A 16,773-nucleotide genomic window follows, 5' to 3' on the forward strand; every position below is an offset into this window, starting at 1 on the left:
TTTTCTGTCTATAAAATAAATATATGAGAAAAGAGAAATTTCATGTTAATTGTCTTATATCCAAGATATGAAAGAAGAGGGAACAAAAATAGTACGATGAACCGTTCTTACACATAAAACGGCTCATCGTACAAAATTTATTTATCTTCTGCTAAGGGTGCAGGTATTTTTTGAACATCAAAGCTAAAAATATGCTGTCGAATCATTTTATCAATCTTGAATAAGTAGCCATTATATTCGATTGTTTCCCCTTTTTTTAAATTCGGATTTTGATATAAAATCCATCCACCAAGTGTATGAATATCTTCTCGATCGATTGATAGCGATAAAACCTCGTTTACCTCTGTCAGGGGAAGCTTGGAATCAAGAATATAGTGATGATCATTAATTTTTTGAATAAGAGGCGTTTCCTCTTCGTCAAATTCATCTCTAATCTCGCCAACGATTTCTTCTAAGATATCTTCCGCAGAAATTAGACCAGCTGTTCCACCGAATTCATCATGAAGAATGGCAATAGACGTTCTTTCCTTCTGCATCTTTAAGAAAACAGCTTGAATTGGAGTTGTTTCGATTATATGAATAATCGGTTGTGCATACTCCAATAATGATTTATTTTCATAACCTTCATTTTTTAACCAGTCCGTTAGTAATTGTTTAATATGGATAAAGCCAATAATGCTGTCTTTATCATCATTTTTGGTAAGTGGATACCTCGTATAGCGTTCTTTTTGAATGATATTTATTGCTTCATCAATGGATAAATGGTCTGATAAAGTAACCATTTCTGTTCTTGGAATCATAATTTCATTTGCTAGCCGGTTATCAAAAGCAAAAATACGATTAACATAGTTGTATTCAGATAAACTAATTTCCCCATTATTGTAACTTTCCTTTAGTACAATCTGCAGTTCTTCTTCTGACAAGGCGTCACTATTGGTTGTAGGATTGGTAATTCCCCATAACTTCGCTACTTGTCTAGATGATTTGTTGAGAATCCATATAAAAGGATACATAATGTTATAAAACCAGATTAATGGTTTACTCACTAATAAAGAGACCTTCTCTGTAAGGATAATAGCAACAGACTTCGGAAAGAGCTCTCCAATCACTACATTAATATATGTAATAATAGAAAAAGATAAAACAAAGGCTAAACCTTGTGATAAAGCAGCTGGTACAGCCAACTCATTCATTAAAGGCTGAATCAATTTCAAAATAGTAGGTTGTCCCAACCATCCTAATCCTAAAGACGTAATAGTAATTCCTAATTGGCAAGCCGAAAGATAAGCATCAATATTTTCAATGATTTTTTTTACAGTACGCGCATTTTTGTGGCCTTCCTCTGCAAGTTGCTCAATTCTTGCAGGTCGCACACGAACAATAGAAAATTCTGTTGCTACAAAAAAAGCAGAAAAAGCAGTCAGTATGACAATTAATAGTAGTTGCATTCCAATCATTATTTCGTTCATCACCATTCTTTTGTTCTCAAGGCAGTATTAGTTTACAATCTTTTTGTATCCTAAAACTTCTATTTTCTTATATTATACCTTTTCTTACATAAAATAAAATCGTGGAAGATAAAGAGAGGAAGAGGATTCAAGCGATTCTTTGTTATTATTCCACTCTTAACGGGCAATAAAACGGCTAAAATAGAAAATGTGTGTTAGCGAAATTTGCCCGTAAAGTAGTTAAGTGCATAAACCTCCAGTAAGATGAGAAATACGTCCTGCAGATAAAAAATTCTTTCTTCTCGTGTACATGTGGAATAGAAATCTAATATTTGGCTGCCCATTCTCTGGCCAGCATGCTATAGGAATATAGGTCATGGAAATGGTCATAAAGAAATTCGCCATCTCTGATAATTCCTTCTTTTTTAAAGGAAAGTTTCTCAGGAATTGCTTGGCTTTTGCTATTTTTTACCCCACATTGTATTTCGATTCTGTTTAGCTTTAAATAGTAAAACGCATAATTTAAGATAGCAACAACACATTTTGTCATAATGCCATGCCCTTGTGCATCTTCAGCTAAAAAATAGCCGATGCTAGCTTTGCGGCTTGCCCAATCAATTTGTTGTAATGTAACCATTCCTACTAATCTGCTATTAAAAAAAATACCTGCATTTAGTTCTGTTTGCTCTGTGAAAAGTTGATTCCATATGGGAATGATTGTTTGATATTGATAAGGAGAAGTTATTTGATCCACCCATGGAAGCCATTTTCTTAAATACTTCCTATTTTTATTCACTAATTGAAATAGTTCATGAGAGTCCGTCCGCTCTAATAAACGTAATTTAATCTGTTGATCTACAAATATATTAAACAACATCAGTCATCCTTTCTAATTTTCTAAGAAGGAGATATCGTTGTATTTTATGCTTAGAAAAAAATTTGGCTCGTAAACTTTCCGATTCTTACGTGAATGAAAAAAAAATTAGGCATTTCTCCTATTTTTATTTCTGTAAAAAAATTTATAAAAGAATTACAAATAAAGGCTAAAAAATGGGTAAAAATTACCGATATTAAAGACATAGAGAGAGAACAAAGTTATTATATGTGAAAGCGTTTTAAGGATATTTAAAGGTGTTGCTAGGAAATGGCTCCTTATTATGGACGGCGGAAGAGAGGATGTTACGAATGAAAAAGAAAGATAATTTTAAAGGGAAATCGCTTATTGGGTTTAATGTGCTTCTCCTTATTACTACTTGTATTAGTGCTTTTAGCGGGTTTTTTATTGCTAAAAACGAAAATTTGCAAGGCTTGTTATCCTTCACTTATAGCGATTATTTAATCATAGTAGCTTCAGTAATTATTCTTACTATATTAAGCGCACTGGTTTTTAATGTGCTAATGAAGGGGAAATTAAAAGCCATATCCCGTCTTAATGACAAGGTACATAGGTTGGCACATGGTGATTTATCTGTTGAATTCAATGATAAATCGAAAGATGAAATTGGCCAGCTGAATCGTTCTATTAGCGAATTGCAAGAAAAGTTTGCCTTCCTTGTTTCAAGCTTGAAAAATGTAAATGAAACTGGAATAAGTCAAGCTAGTGATGTATCTGTAATTGCTGAAGAAACATTGGCTAGTGCAGAAGAAATTGGTAGAGCAATGGCTGAAATTGCTGAGGGAGCTGTTAGCCAGGCTTCCGAATTAGAAGAAGTGAAAAGAGAGATAGATAGCTTAACCAATTCCATCGATAATATGGAAGGGAAAAATCAAATCATTAAGAAAGCAACTGAAAATGCTCAAGAAGCATCACATAATGGACAAAAGACTATTAATACTTTAAAAATTTGTAATGAAAATGCTAGCAAATCAACGAATGAAGTAAGTATTGGAATTAGTGGCTTATATCAAAAAGTCTTAGATATCTCTAAAATTACTTCTACAATTAATAGAATAGCAGAACAAACAAACCTGCTTGCTTTAAATGCAAGCATTGAAGCTGCTAGAGCCGGTGAGCATGGAAAAGGCTTCTCAGTTGTTGCCAATGAAGTTCGTAATTTAGCAGAAGAGACAAATTCGGCTACTAAACAGATTCAAGATATGATTCAAAATATCGAGAAAGAAATGGAAAGCACGGTTATGTCCATTTATGAAACAACTAATCAAACCGCTGAATTAGATACTGCCGTAAAGGATACAGAAAAAGAATTTACAGCAATTGCTAGGGCTGTAGTAAATAGTATTGAGGCAGTGAAAGAAATGACAGTAGAGCTAAACCGAGTTGTAGAGCAAAATAATCATATTTCTAGCTCTATTGCAAAAGTATCAGAAGTATCAGAGTCAGTTGCAGCGGCAGTGGAACAAATTGCTTCTAGTACAGATGAACAAACTTCTGCTATTGGAAATGTGGCAAAAACAGCAGAAATAATGAAGAGCAGTAACGAGGAATTAAAGGATTCGCTAACACAATACAATCTAGCAAAATAATAAATAGGAAAGCCTTGTTTTCATGGAGAACATAGGCTTTTTTTATTTTTATTTCGCTTCTGCCATTACTAGTTCCTTTTTTAGGAAGTAAAGCAAATATTTAGTCAAATAAAGTTGGAGAATAAAAATAAATTTTAAATAACAAATAGTTTTAAATTGAAATTTGTCTAAAGGAAGCTTATAATATAGTAAATATGGTGTAAAATTACACATAACTAATAAGGGAATGAAGAAACTTTGACTAGAGAAGAAATTATTGAGAGTGTATCAGAAAAGATGAGATTAATACGCACAGAAGCGGGATATACCCAAGATAAGATGGCAGAGGTTATTGGCTTGTCAAAAAAGACGTTAGTGCAAATTGAGAAAGGTAGGCTATATGCTGGCTGGTCTACTGTAGTAGCAGTTTGCGCACTCTTTAGAGAAACTGAAACAGTGCGCTTCTTATTTGGTAATGAACCTTTAGAGGTGTTGGAGACCGTTGCTCGTGATGGAATGGATTACCGAAAAGAGAAAACATTGGGCGGAAAAGTATGGTGGAGAGAAGTAGAAAAAAAGAACGGATTTATTCTGCAGCAGAATATCATTAGTCAGCATTTTCGTATTATTGACGAAGATCATTTCCGGATTTTTTCTAGCTTTGACGAAAAAGAATCAAAGGATCGTTTTAATGAACTTTTAGGCGAATAAGCACCGTGAAATAAGATATAGGCTGTTTTTAAATTAATCTTGAATGACTGACCAATTCAAGATTAATTTAGGGACAGCCTATTTGTTTTGGAGAAAAGGTATATGTCCGTGCAAGTTTTGCTTGCTACTTGCTAAGGGGACAGAAGCGTTCTTTGAGCCCGAGAGGAAGAGAAGTCAAGGGAAAAGGGAAAAGGGAAAAGAGGACGGGTCACTGTACCGAAAGAAAGCAGAACAAAGAAAGAAGAGAACAGTGAGAGCATAGAGCCTCCCATCCTGCTGATATAGTTAATAAGTAACAACAGAGCAATCTCTATTTTTCATCGGAAGAGAACCCTCACTTCCTTACTGAAATGGAGGAGCATCAGCCTTTATAATGGAATTTCTTTCCGTCTGTAGACCGACGAAGAAACCATCGGATGAATGTTCTTATTCCAAAGGAAGAAAGCTAAAATGAACTCATCAACTAAAGGATGAGGGATAATAGATGAAGAAATTTGCAGAAATATTCAAAAATACGAGCTTTACTAGACTCTTTATTGCCAATGTCACTTCCCAAATGGGCAGTGTTATTGGTTTAACGGCTTTTATGTTTTATATTCTCGATCGTTTTTCTGAGCAGCCTGCTTATGCAACAGTGACTGAATTAATGTTTTCTTTGCCAACTTTAGCCGTGTTTTTTTTAGTCGGAGTTGTAGCAGATCGGATGGACCGCCAAAAGATTGCCTATTATTGTGAGATGATTGCAGCTGTATTGTCACTATTTGTGTTGGGGGCAGTTCTTATTGGCTGGATGCCACTTATTTTTATGATGTTGTTTTTAAGAAGTGCCGTTCAAAAATTCTTTTTCCCAGCGGAACAAGGTATTCTGCAAGGCGTATTAAAAAAAGATGATTTTACAACCGCAGCAGGATTAAATCAATTAGTGAATAGTATCTTTATGTTATTTGGTAATGCGATTGGAATATTTGTTTATTGGACACTAGGCATTTATGGCGCAATCTTAGTGGATGTAGCAACCTTAACTATTAGCGGATTGCTTATTAAATCAATGAAGCTGGATGAAACTGTTCGAAAGCCTAATGGCAGTCATACTTTAAAGGAATTAAATATTCGCTTTATATGGAGTGACTTTATGATTGGCTTAAAATATATATTGACCAATAAGTTATTGATGGCATTAATATATGGATTTATTGCCTTTGGAGTGGTCAATGGTGGATTTAGCGTCATGCAGGTCTTTATTTTGAAATATAAACTAGCACCTGATAATTACGAACAAGTATCGATTTATTTTGGAATTGTCTTTGGAGCAGGGGTTATGATTGGAAGTTTCCTTTCCTCTCTTCTTGCACAGAAGGTTAAATTGTATAAGTTGATTATCACTGGCGCATTTTATATTGCCATAATGACTATTTTGGCATCTTATTCACCGAATATCTTAGTCTTCTTAACCATCTGTTTCTTCTTAGCACTGGGGCTTCCGCTGATTAATATTGCAATAGGAGGCTGGATGCCGACGATTATTGAGCCGAAGATGATGGGAAGAGTTCAAGGGTGGATAACCCCGTTAATGATGCTGTCACAGTCTATTACATTAGGACTTATCTCTATTGGTTATCCTAAATGGTTTTCTATTGAAATAATATACTGGTTTGTCGGTGCTTGCTTTCTTTTAGTCGGTTTTTATTACAGCCTAGTATTACCTAAATTAGCAAAAGAAAAGGAGGCAAAAGACGCAATAGCTGGAAAAGAAGAAGTTCAATTAAATTATTAAAAATCTTTAATTTTCGGAATAATGGCAATTGACATTATAAAATCTACATGTTAATCTCAATTATATTGGAAAATAAATGTAGAGAAAGGAGGAGTTACCGATGAGAAGACTAAATAGACATGATGTATTTATAACTTCATATGTCGGTAACCTTCTGCTTTCTTTTCGATCATTTTAGTGCGGATGTAGATGGTTGCCATATAGGTAGCCTGTGTAGTTTTCTGTCATAAAAGAGATAGATCGCATGGTTGCGGTCTGTCTCTTTTTTTGTGGAAAAATTCTTAATTGGGTGATCAACATTTGTTTTCAAAAAATAAAGGAGGAGAAGGTAATGATTGTTATGATCAAAGAAGCAAGAAAGGCATTAAAGGATTTAGAAAGTGGCTAGTTGCAGATGAAGAGAGACAGGGGATGAGTGAATGTTTTCGATATTTTTTAAATTAAAATGGTTTTTTAAAGAACATTGGAAGAGTTATACAATAGCTATTATTCTTTTAATTTTTGTAGGGTTTATAGAAGTGTTACCGCCCAGAATCCTCGGCATGTTTATTGATGAACTAACGATTGGATCATTAACGAGCAATAAGACATTGATCTATATACTTGGGGTGGCAGGGATCACCATAAGTACGTATATTATCACTTATTTTTGGATGTATAAGCTATTTGGTGGAGCCAATATTTTAGAATTGAAGTTAAGAAGTAAATTTATGAATCATCTATTTAAGATGACGCCAACTTTTTTTGAAAAAAATAAAACAGGCGATCTAATGGCCAGAGCAACCAATGATTTAAAGGCTGTTTCCGTTACAGCAGGATTTGGAATTTTGACATTGGTTGATTCTACGATTTTTATGCTGACGATTTTAATTACAATGGTGATTACCGTAAGCTGGAAATTAACATTGGCAGCAATTCTTCCACTGCCTATTATGGCCATTATCATGCAAATATATGGGGAGAGAATCCATAAACGCTTTATGGAAGCACAGGATGCATTTGGTGATATGAATGATAGTGTTCTTCAGTCTATTTCAGGAGTCCGAGTAATCCGTGCTTATGTTTTGGAAAAAGAAGAACAAAAACAATTCCATCATTTCACAGAAGATGTCTATAAGAAGAATTTACATGTGGCTAAAATAGATTCTTTATTTGATCCAACTGTTCGAATTCTTGTTGGTTTAAGCTATCTAATTGGACTTGGATATGGTGCTTACTTAGTGTTTCAACAGCAGTTGACAATTGGGCAGCTTGTTACATTCAATGTTTATTTAGGAATGATTGTTTGGCCAATGTTCGCTGTTGGTGAATTAATGAATATTATGCAGCGAGGCAACGCTTCTTTAGATCGGGTCCAGGAAACATTGAGTTACAAGGCGGATGTAAGTAATCCGGAGAATGGAAAAACAGAAGAAGTTCCTGAAATTATTCAGTTCAAAGATGTGCAATTTCAATATCCATCGTCTAAACAAGAGAATCTTCGTGACATCTATTTGACTATTAGAAGAGGAGAAACAGTTGGGATTGTTGGGAAAACAGGTAGTGGAAAGACAACGATAATTAAACAGTTGCTTCGAGAATATCCGAAAGGGGAAGGGAAGCTGGTGATTAATGGGAATAGCATTGATTCCATTGATTTGCATACATTAAGAGGCTGGATTGGCTATGTTCCCCAAGATCATGTCCTTTTTTCAAAAACAGTGAGAGAAAATATCTTATTTGGAAAAGAAGGTGCTGCTGAAGGAGAATTAGAAGAAGCAATTCGTCTTGCCTCTTTTGACCAGGATATCGAAATGCTTCCAGAGGGGTTAGAAACACTTGTAGGGGAAAAAGGAGTAGCTTTGTCTGGGGGACAAAAGCAGCGGATATCGATTGCGAGAGCACTTATCCGTAAACCAGAAATTCTCATTCTAGATGATTCTTTATCAGCGGTAGATGCAAAAACAGAACAAAAAATTATCACGAATATAAAGAAAGAACGACAAGCAAAAACAACGATTATTTCAACTCATCGAATGACTGCTGTTCAGCATGCCGATCATATTATTGTGATGGAAGATGGCCATATTGCAGAACATGGAACACATGAGGAGTTAATGAAACAAAATGGCTGGTATAAGGAACAATATATAACGCAACAGACAAAAGTGGAGGCAGATGAAGCGGAGGTGAAAGCATGACTACTGGTAAACGATTATTTCAATATGCATTAAAATTCAAAGGTATTATTATTGCTGCGTTAATCATGCTGACAATTGCTGTTATCGCCGATCTGGCTGGTCCATTTGTTGCTAAAAAGGTAATTGATGATCATATAACGGGGATTGAATCACAATGGTATCAAACAGAATCAACAAAAGAGGCAGTAAAATATAAGGGGAATTTCTACAAAAAAGCAGCGTATCTTGATTCCGATGAAGAAAAGCTTGCAGAAGTAAGAATCCTCCAAGTGGGAAGACAATTTCTTTTTGTGGAAGGGAAGATTTCATTTGATGGAAGTCGCGAGTTTCATGACGGAACATTGACTATAAGAAAAGGGACAGACGTAGAAACATATCCTGCCACGCTGTTATCAAATGCGGAAGTATTTGATTTCTATAAACCCGAGATTACGCCTATTTTAAAGCTGTTATCTTTTTATTTTGGATTAGTCATTATTTCTGCCATTTTCCAATATGGCCAGCACTATTTATTACAAAAGTCAGCCAACCGAATTATTCAGAAAATGCGCGAAGATGTATTTGCCCAAATTCAGCGGTTGCCTATCAAATATTTCGATAATCTTCCTGCAGGTAAAGTAGTTGCTAGAGTAACAAACGATACAGAAGCAATTAGGGAACTATATGTAACAGTCCTATCCAACTTCTTCTCTAGTGGAATTAATATTATTGGAATCTATATTGCCTTATTTATCTTAAATCCACCACTTGCGGCAATATGTTTAATTTTACTGCCGATTTTATATATATGGATGATCGGATATCGCAAATTTGCTTCCCGATACAATCATGTTATTCGAGCGAAAATTAGTGATATTAATGGAATGGTTAATGAATCTATTCAAGGGATGCATATCATTCAGGCGTTTAGCAAAGAAAAACAAACGAGAAAAGAATTTGAGAATTTAAATAACGAGCATTTTCGCTATCAAAATAAGATGCTTCGATTAAACAGTCTTACTTCCCATAACTTAGTGAACGTGTTAAGAAACATCGTATTTGTTGTTTTCATCTGGTATGTTGCTGGTCAGTCTTTATCAGCAGCTGCAGCACTTTCTCTTGGAATGCTCTATGCCTTTGTTGATTATATAAACCGACTATTCCAGCCAGTACAAGGTATTGTCAATCAATTGGCCAATTTAGAACAAGCACTTGTTGCAGGGGAACGAGTATTTGAATTATTGGATGAAGATGGAATAGATGTGAAAGATGTTACATTAGAAAGATATAAAGGAAATGTCACCTTTGATCAAGTTAACTTTGCCTATAAAGATAACGACTATGTGTTAAAGAATATTTCCTTTGAAGCAAAACAAGGTGAAACAGTTGCATTGGTTGGTCATACGGGATCTGGAAAGAGCTCGATTATGAATCTTTTATTCCGTTTTTATGATATTCAATCAGGAAAGATTAAGATAGATGGAAAAGATATTATGTCATTTTCAAAGCAAGATCTTCGTAAATATATGGGAATTGTTCTCCAAGATCCTTTTCTATTTACAGGAACTATCGCGTCCAATGTAACCTTAAACGATCCTTCTATTTCACGAGAAGCTGTGGAGAAAGCATTGAAGGATGTTGGGGCAGATAGAGTATTAAAGCATTTAGAAAAAGGATATGATGAGCCTGTGATAGAAAAGGGAAGTACTTTATCCAGCGGACAAAGACAGCTCATTTCCTTTGCAAGAGCTCTGGCCTTTGATCCAGCAATCCTAATTCTAGATGAAGCAACAAGCAGTATTGATACAGAAACAGAACAAATAATTCAACATGCAATGGAAGTCCTAAAAGAAGGCAGAACGACTTTTATTATAGCCCATCGTTTATCAACGATTCGCAATGCGGATCAAATACTTGTCCTTGATCATGGGGAGATAGTAGAAAAAGGGAACCATGACGAATTAATGGCAAGAAAGGGCAAGTATTATCAAATGTATCAGTTGCAGCAAGGGGCAAGTTTAGTAAGTTAGGAAAAGTTAATTATTGTGGAGAAATAGGAACACCCGAGATTTGCCGCATTCGTTTTATATGGCAAGCCTCGGGTGTTTTTTTGCTGTAAACTTTAACTATTCTATTATTTTGCAAACGCTAGTACCATTTTTTAGTTATGGGAAGACTTCCTTAACTTAGTATGCTATTTTTATAAAAATAGCGATATCAAAACGGATTAAATTGACTTCTCCGCAGTTTAAACAAAATGGTATAAATTTTATTTGCGCTATTTATAGACATTTTGTTTGTTTTAAAGGCCATAAAGTCTGTACCTTCTGTACATTCACTTCTTCCGCATTTAAGTTCATTTTTATTTTGATAATAACCACGCCTCCATCTCTTCTATCCGATTTAACCTCCAAAAAAGGGATTAGCCCACCTGATTGCTTTAAAACCTTTTTTAGTAAAATTCATTTATCATTTATAAAACGTATCGTTTTATTGATTAATGGCAGTAATACAGTAAGATGATCTTCTTCTTTAAATTCATGAAAAATATGCTGGAAGGAAGGAGAATGATAATACTGCAATTTCTCAGAGAGAGTAATTGCCTTTTGATGCATTTGTGTAAAATGTGATTTCTCTTTTTCTCCAACGGTAAGCAGCAATTTATTTGTGTCTAGATTGTTTAGCCTTTTGGGAAAGAAGTCTAGCTCTTTTAATAGCTGCTCTTCGTTCCAATGGATGGATGGGCTGCTTGCCAGATAATATTGAAACGAAGAAGGGACGGTGAAGAGTGTATAAAGAACAAAAAGACCTCCGAGTGAATGACCAGCAATCATTTGCTTTTTTGTGTTTATTGGAATGTTTTGCGCTACTAATGGCTTTAATTTCTGTTCGATAAAGGAAAGAAATTGTCTGCCGCCGCCAAGAGGAGGCCATTGTGTGCCAGTTGGATTTTTAGGAAGCTGTGTCTGGTCTGCATGAAAAGTAAAGTCGAAATATCTTTCCTCACTATAAGGTTCAGTAGTTTCATAGCCTATACCAATGATAACAGCAGGATGTAATCCGGTTTTTTCTCGTGTTCTAGTCTGCAAGCGTACCGCTTCTACATAACTACCAAAATTAGCGTTGCCGTCCAAAAGATAGAGGACAGGAAATCCATCTTCAGGAACGGGAATATTTGGGATATAGACAAAGAGTTTATATTTTTTTGTCTCATCAATAGAATATGTCCAAATTTCTGTATTGGGAATATAAAAGCTTTCTTTCCATTTCATCAAGAATATCGCCACCTATTTCTTTCTATGCAATAATTTGGTAAAATAAGTGATAATGATTATCAATATTAATTAGGTGAATATATTGTACATATAAATAAAGAAAATAACAAGAGAGGAAAATGAGATGATTCATAACTGGGAGAGTATGGAATTAGACTATGGCCGTATAGAACGATTATATGACAAGAAGATAGAGCGAGTTTTATCAACTAGTTATCTATTTATTTATATTAATAGGGGAGAAGGGATGCTATCGATTGATATCGATAAGTTTCTCTTCAGTAAAGGGGATCTTTTATTTATTCCAGCGGATAGCACCTATCAACTTCAATTTAAAAAAACTTGCAGTGCTGACTATTATTTGCTGCCATTTCAATTGTATCAAAAGAAAGCGATAAATAGGGATACATATACAAAAGTAGTGCTAAAGAATGAGAAAAGTATCTTGAAATCATTTGTTTTTCAGTCAGCTGACACAATTCAGCCTATAATGGAGGACCTGTTCAAATTAGAACAAGATGAATCAATAAATAATCATTTTCTAAAAAAGGCAAAACGTTCGATGATTTTTCATTATTTTGTGACCAATCAACAGCAAAAAATTCCAAAAGATACAATGATTGCGATAGAAGAGACCAAAAGATATATGGAGAAGCATTATGCTGATGCGATTTCTACCGCTTTATTAGCAAAAAGAGCGGGGCTAAGCCCTAAATACTACTCCCAGCTTTTTAAAAAAGAGTATGGAATAGGTGTGCAGGATTTTTTAACAGAAATCCGTATACGCGGGGCAAAAGAATTACTAATCAAAACATCGAATAGCTTGCGAGTGATTGCAGCAAGCGTTGGTTATACGGATGAATTTTATTTAAGTAGAGTGTTCAAAAAAATCGTTGGAATACCGCCAACGATTTATAGGAAGAAGCGAGAGGTGAAGATTGCATCTTATGATTTTTCGACTACCGGTCATTTACTTGCACTTCAGATAATTCCCTATGCAGCTCCACTGCATCCTAAATGGACCAATTATTATTATCAGAATTTTCGAGATGATATTCTTATCCATTTAAATACCTACAAGATTCATTCAGAATGGGAAAACAACATACAAAAACTGTCTGCAGTGAAACTAGATAAAATAATCGCGAAGGATGATATATCAGCTGAAGAGAAGCAGGAACTCGAAAAAATTGCACCAGTCTATTATTATTCATTCAAAAATAGCAGTTGGAAAAACCAATTGTTAGAAATAGCGACCTATATTAATTGCGAAACAGACGCAGAAAACTTTTTAAAAATATATGAAGATAAAGTAAAGGAAACAAGAAAGTTATTGAAGGAATCATTGCAGAACGAAGCTGTGTTAGTAGTAAGCCTATTTAAAAATACAATAGTCCTCAATCGTTCTAGAACAGCTATTGAGCTTGTGTATAAAGATTTAGGATTTACGTCAGCACAGCCTGAAGAAGATATTCAATTAAGCGAAGCCATTACACTTTCTGACTTAGTAAGCTTAAATCCAACTTATTTATTTGTTAATATTCGCCAGGATATGGAGACAATTGACGCTTGGGACAAATTGAAATGCTCAATAGAATGGAATTGTATAGCAGCAGTTAAAAATAGGAAAGTTGCTTTTATCCATTCAGATCCATGGAATGAGTATTCTGCAAGTTCCCATTTAAGAGTTCTTGATAATCTCCGAGAGCTGATGATAGAAAAGGAAAAAGTACAAGCATATTAGCGGAAATTATCCATGTTATAATCAGAGCTTTTTTCAGTATAATTCTAATTGATAAAGGTTATCAATCTCAATTAGGGTTATATAGAGAAAGGAAAGAGAGTATATGAAAAAGAATTTATTTTTTATTTTCCTAGCGGCTTTTTTATTATTAACAGCTTGTAGTCAAACGGGAGAAAAAAATACATCTTCATCGATAAAAGATAGTAAAGGGGACGGACAAAGTACGACACAAGAGGTTACCTATTTAGGGGAAAAATACGAAATTCCTGCAAAAGTGGAGACAATTGTAACAGCAAGCCAAGAAGCGATGGAAGATGCAGCGATGCTGGGGATTAAACCAGCAGGTGCCATTGCAACAGCTGGAAAATTCCCTGCTTATCTAGGCGACTCGATGTCGGAAGCAGAGCAAATTGGCGAAAAAATGCAGCCAAGTGTAGAAAAGCTCTTGCAGCTAAAACCAGATGTTATTCTGGGCACAAGTAAATTTCAACCAGAGGTGGCGGACAACCTAAATAAAGTTGCACCAATGATTCCTGTTTCTCACATTTCAACAAACTGGAAAGCTAATTTAATATTACTAGGGCAATTGACAAATAAAACAGAAAAGGCAGAAACAATCATTGCGGATTATGAAAAAAACGTTACAGAGACAAAAGAAGGCATTCAAGATAAGCTGGCTGAGAAAAAAGTTGTTATGCTGAGATTAAGAGGCGGCAGCTTATATATTTATCCTGAAACGGTATATTTTAACCCCGTTCTATATGGAGACCTTGGCCTTGATGTTCCTGAAGAAGTAAAAAAAGCAAAAGCACAGGAAATGATTTCATTAGAGAAATTAGCGGAAATGAATCCAGATTACTTATTTATTCAGTTTGAGGAAACAGAAAACACCGATAGTCCAACAGCATTAGCTGATTTAGAGAATAATTCTATTTGGAAGAGCCTTGATGCTGTTAAAAATAATCAAGTGTATGAAAATGTAGTCGATCCATTGGCAGCTGGGGGAACTGCATGGAGTAAAACAACTTTTCTTAAAGCTTTTGCTGGTTTATTTAAATAAGAGAGCGAACAAGGAAACGGAATTATCCCCACCTCATTTCTCCATCTTGGTGGGGGTCTTTTTTTGAAAGGAGGTTCATTCGATCAGGTGATGTCAAATTTGGATAAAGAGACAGTAAGAGCATATGCGATTATATATAGTGCGCCTTTTTTATGTGTTGCAGTTATTCTTTTATCTATTTCGTTAGGGACAATGAATATTTCATTAAAGGAAGTCTTTGATGCCTTTTTTAATTTTGATGCAGAAAATGTGGAGCATACCATTATCCGGACAGCCAGATTTCCTAGAGCAGCAGGAACATTATTAATAGGCGGCCTTTTGGCAATGTCCGGAGCTATGATGCAGGGAATGACAAGGAATTATTTAGCATCGCCGTCCATAATGGGAGTTTCGGATGGTGCAGCATTTATGATAACACTTGCTTTTGTATTTTTTCCAGGATTGAACTCCTTTCAAATGGTTGCTTTTTCTTTTCTCGGATCTGCCTTAGGTGTTTTCTTAGTTTTAGGTTTAGCTTCCGTTGTGAAGAATGGTTTTTCTCCTTTAAGACTTGCTATTATAGGCACCGTTTTTGGATCTTTTTTAAGCAGTTTATCTTCTGCCATTGCCTCCTATTTTCAAGTATCCCAAAATATGAGCTTCTGGTATAATGCCCGCTTGCACCAGCTTAATAATGATCTATTGCTTATTTGCTTTCCTATAGCCATTATTGGAATTGTTTTGGCATTATCGCTTTCCAAATCGATTGCTATTTTATCGTTAGGAAAAGAAATTGCTACATCCCTTGGTCAGAAAACATTCATTATTCAACTTTTAACGATGACAGCAGTTGTAGTGATGACGGGGATCTCTGTTTCGCTGGCGGGAAAAATAGGTTTCGTCGGTTTAATTATTCCCCATATTACAAGAATGATAGTTGGAGTTGACTATCGAAAAATAATTCCATGCTCTGGAATGATAGGGGCCATATTTCTCGTTATATGTGATACTCTCAGTCGCTTCATTAATTACCCTTTTGAATCGCCAATTGGAATCGTAACAGCCTTCTTAGGTGTTCCTTTCTTCTTGTATTTAATAAAGACAAAGGGAGGAGGGAATACTCAACGTGGATAATGAAAGAAAAAGAACCTATGTATCGATCTATGTATTAATTGCTTTATGTCTCATCATCATGATCATTAGTTTATCCAAAGGAGAATATATTCTTTCTTTTCAAGATATAGGAAGGAGTATTTTTCGTTATCATCCTGATGCTAATACGGATCTAGTTATATTTGAGTTCCGTCTGCCTAGAATTATTTTGGCCATTTTTGTTGGCTTCGGATTGGGGATTGCAGGTTCTATCCTGCAGAGTATAACGAAAAATGGTCTTGCGGATCCTGGAATATTAGGAATTAACAGTGGAGCCGGAGCTGCGATTGTTACCTATATGTTTTTCTTTCAAGGAGTGCTTAATCTTAATAAGGATAGCTTATGGATTGTGTTAAGTATGCCGCTTATTGGCTTAGTTGGAGGATTTATTGCTGCATTTGTTATTTTTTTATTAGCAAAAGATAGAGAAAGACTGAACTCGCAAAAACTCATTTTAACTGGAATAGCCATAAATTCTGGATTTGGTTCTTTGGCCATGTATATGTCCTTAAAAATGAAAGCACAGGATTTTGAAATGGCAGCAGTATGGCTGACTGGAAGTATTTATAATGCCAATTGGTTATTTATTCTTGCAATGTTACCATGGTTTTTACTAATCATTCCATTTATTATTCGAAAGGCGTACTCGCTTGATTTATTTCAATTGCAAGAAACAGTAATGATTGGTTTAGGAGTAAAAGTGGAAAAAGAAAAATGGCTATTATTATTATGTGCTGTTGGCATGATTGGAGCATGTGTGTCTGTTTCAGGGAGCATAGGTTTTATTGGACTAATGTCTCCACATATGGCAAGACTGTTAGTTGGATTAAAACATCGAAATTCTATGATAGTTTGTGGGTTAATTGGCAGCCTCTTCATGTTAATAGCAGATTTTATCGGCAGAACAATTGTCGCACCTGCAGAAATTTCAGCTGGGATAATTTTAAGTATAATTGGCGCACCTTATTTTGTTTATTTATTAGTAAAAGCTAAAGTGTAGAGGTAGAT

Annotated in this window: 12 protein-coding genes; 9 read left to right on the plus strand and 3 right to left on the minus strand. The window is 35.1% G+C overall.

Features of this window, described 5'->3' with window-relative positions; all coding sequences use genetic code 11:
- Nucleotides 1-137: 137 nt before the first annotated feature.
- Complete coding sequence (locus NSQ89_RS02975) at nt 138-1,475, minus strand: hemolysin family protein (protein ID WP_235844455.1); 1,338 nt, start codon at nt 1,473-1,475, stop codon at nt 138-140.
- Between the two features lie 298 nt (nt 1,476-1,773).
- Nucleotides 1,774-2,322: a GNAT family N-acetyltransferase gene (locus tag NSQ89_RS02980; protein WP_061797621.1), complete on the minus strand. Its 549-nt coding sequence runs from the start codon at nt 2,320-2,322 to the stop codon at nt 1,774-1,776.
- Nucleotides 2,323-2,633: 311 nt separating this feature from the next.
- Between NSQ89_RS02980 and NSQ89_RS02985 the strand changes: the two genes are divergently transcribed.
- The 5 genes from NSQ89_RS02985 (at nt 2,634) to NSQ89_RS03005 (ending at nt 10,585) form a co-directional block, all read left to right on the plus strand.
- A complete protein-coding gene (locus tag NSQ89_RS02985; protein ID WP_161798423.1) occupies nt 2,634-3,932 on the plus strand; it encodes a methyl-accepting chemotaxis protein in 1,299 nt (432 codons plus the stop codon).
- Between the two features lie 237 nt (nt 3,933-4,169).
- Nucleotides 4,170-4,622 carry a helix-turn-helix transcriptional regulator gene (locus NSQ89_RS02990; protein ID WP_047943022.1) on the plus strand — a complete coding sequence of 151 codons (453 nt, stop codon included), beginning with the start codon at nt 4,170-4,172 and terminating at the stop codon, nt 4,620-4,622.
- A gap of 484 nt (nt 4,623-5,106) precedes the next feature.
- Nucleotides 5,107-6,396: an MFS transporter gene (locus NSQ89_RS02995; RefSeq protein ID WP_047943023.1), complete on the plus strand. Its 1,290-nt coding sequence runs from the start codon at nt 5,107-5,109 to the stop codon at nt 6,394-6,396.
- Nucleotides 6,397-6,815: 419 nt separating this feature from the next.
- Nucleotides 6,816-8,576 carry an ABC transporter ATP-binding protein gene (locus NSQ89_RS03000; RefSeq protein ID WP_341132239.1) on the plus strand — a complete coding sequence of 587 codons (1,761 nt, stop codon included), beginning with the start codon at nt 6,816-6,818 and terminating at the stop codon, nt 8,574-8,576.
- Complete coding sequence (locus tag NSQ89_RS03005; RefSeq protein ID WP_095258774.1) at nt 8,573-10,585, plus strand: ABC transporter ATP-binding protein; 2,013 nt, start codon at nt 8,573-8,575, stop codon at nt 10,583-10,585. The genes NSQ89_RS03000 and NSQ89_RS03005 overlap by 4 nt, the downstream gene beginning before the upstream one ends.
- A 432-nt stretch (nt 10,586-11,017) precedes the next feature.
- Here NSQ89_RS03005 and NSQ89_RS03010 read toward each other — a convergent pair whose 3' ends face one another.
- Nucleotides 11,018-11,827: an alpha/beta hydrolase gene (locus NSQ89_RS03010; protein ID WP_047943026.1), complete on the minus strand. Its 810-nt coding sequence runs from the start codon at nt 11,825-11,827 to the stop codon at nt 11,018-11,020.
- A gap of 127 nt (nt 11,828-11,954) precedes the next feature.
- Between NSQ89_RS03010 and NSQ89_RS03015 the strand changes: the two genes are divergently transcribed.
- The 4 genes from NSQ89_RS03015 (at nt 11,955) to NSQ89_RS03030 (ending at nt 16,765) form a co-directional block, all read left to right on the plus strand.
- Nucleotides 11,955-13,574: an AraC family transcriptional regulator gene (locus tag NSQ89_RS03015; protein WP_341132240.1), complete on the plus strand. Its 1,620-nt coding sequence runs from the start codon at nt 11,955-11,957 to the stop codon at nt 13,572-13,574.
- A 103-nt stretch (nt 13,575-13,677) separates the two neighbouring features.
- Nucleotides 13,678-14,634 carry an iron-hydroxamate ABC transporter substrate-binding protein gene (locus NSQ89_RS03020; protein WP_336045039.1) on the plus strand — a complete coding sequence of 319 codons (957 nt, stop codon included), beginning with the start codon at nt 13,678-13,680 and terminating at the stop codon, nt 14,632-14,634.
- 90 nt (nt 14,635-14,724) lie between these two features.
- The gene (locus NSQ89_RS03025) at nt 14,725-15,747 is read left to right on the plus strand and encodes a FecCD family ABC transporter permease (protein ID WP_095258887.1); all 1,023 of its coding nucleotides are present in this window, start codon (nt 14,725-14,727) and stop codon (nt 15,745-15,747) included.
- Nucleotides 15,731-16,765, plus strand: a complete 1,035-nt coding sequence (locus NSQ89_RS03030; RefSeq protein ID WP_418789639.1) for a FecCD family ABC transporter permease — start codon at nt 15,731-15,733, stop codon at nt 16,763-16,765. Before NSQ89_RS03025 ends, NSQ89_RS03030 begins: the two co-directional genes overlap by 17 nt.
- Nucleotides 16,766-16,773: the final 8 nt, after the last annotated feature.

It is taken from the genome of Niallia sp. FSL R7-0648, from assembly GCF_038007005.1.
Taxonomy (GTDB): Bacteria; Bacillota; Bacilli; order Bacillales; family Cytobacillaceae; genus Niallia; species Niallia circulans.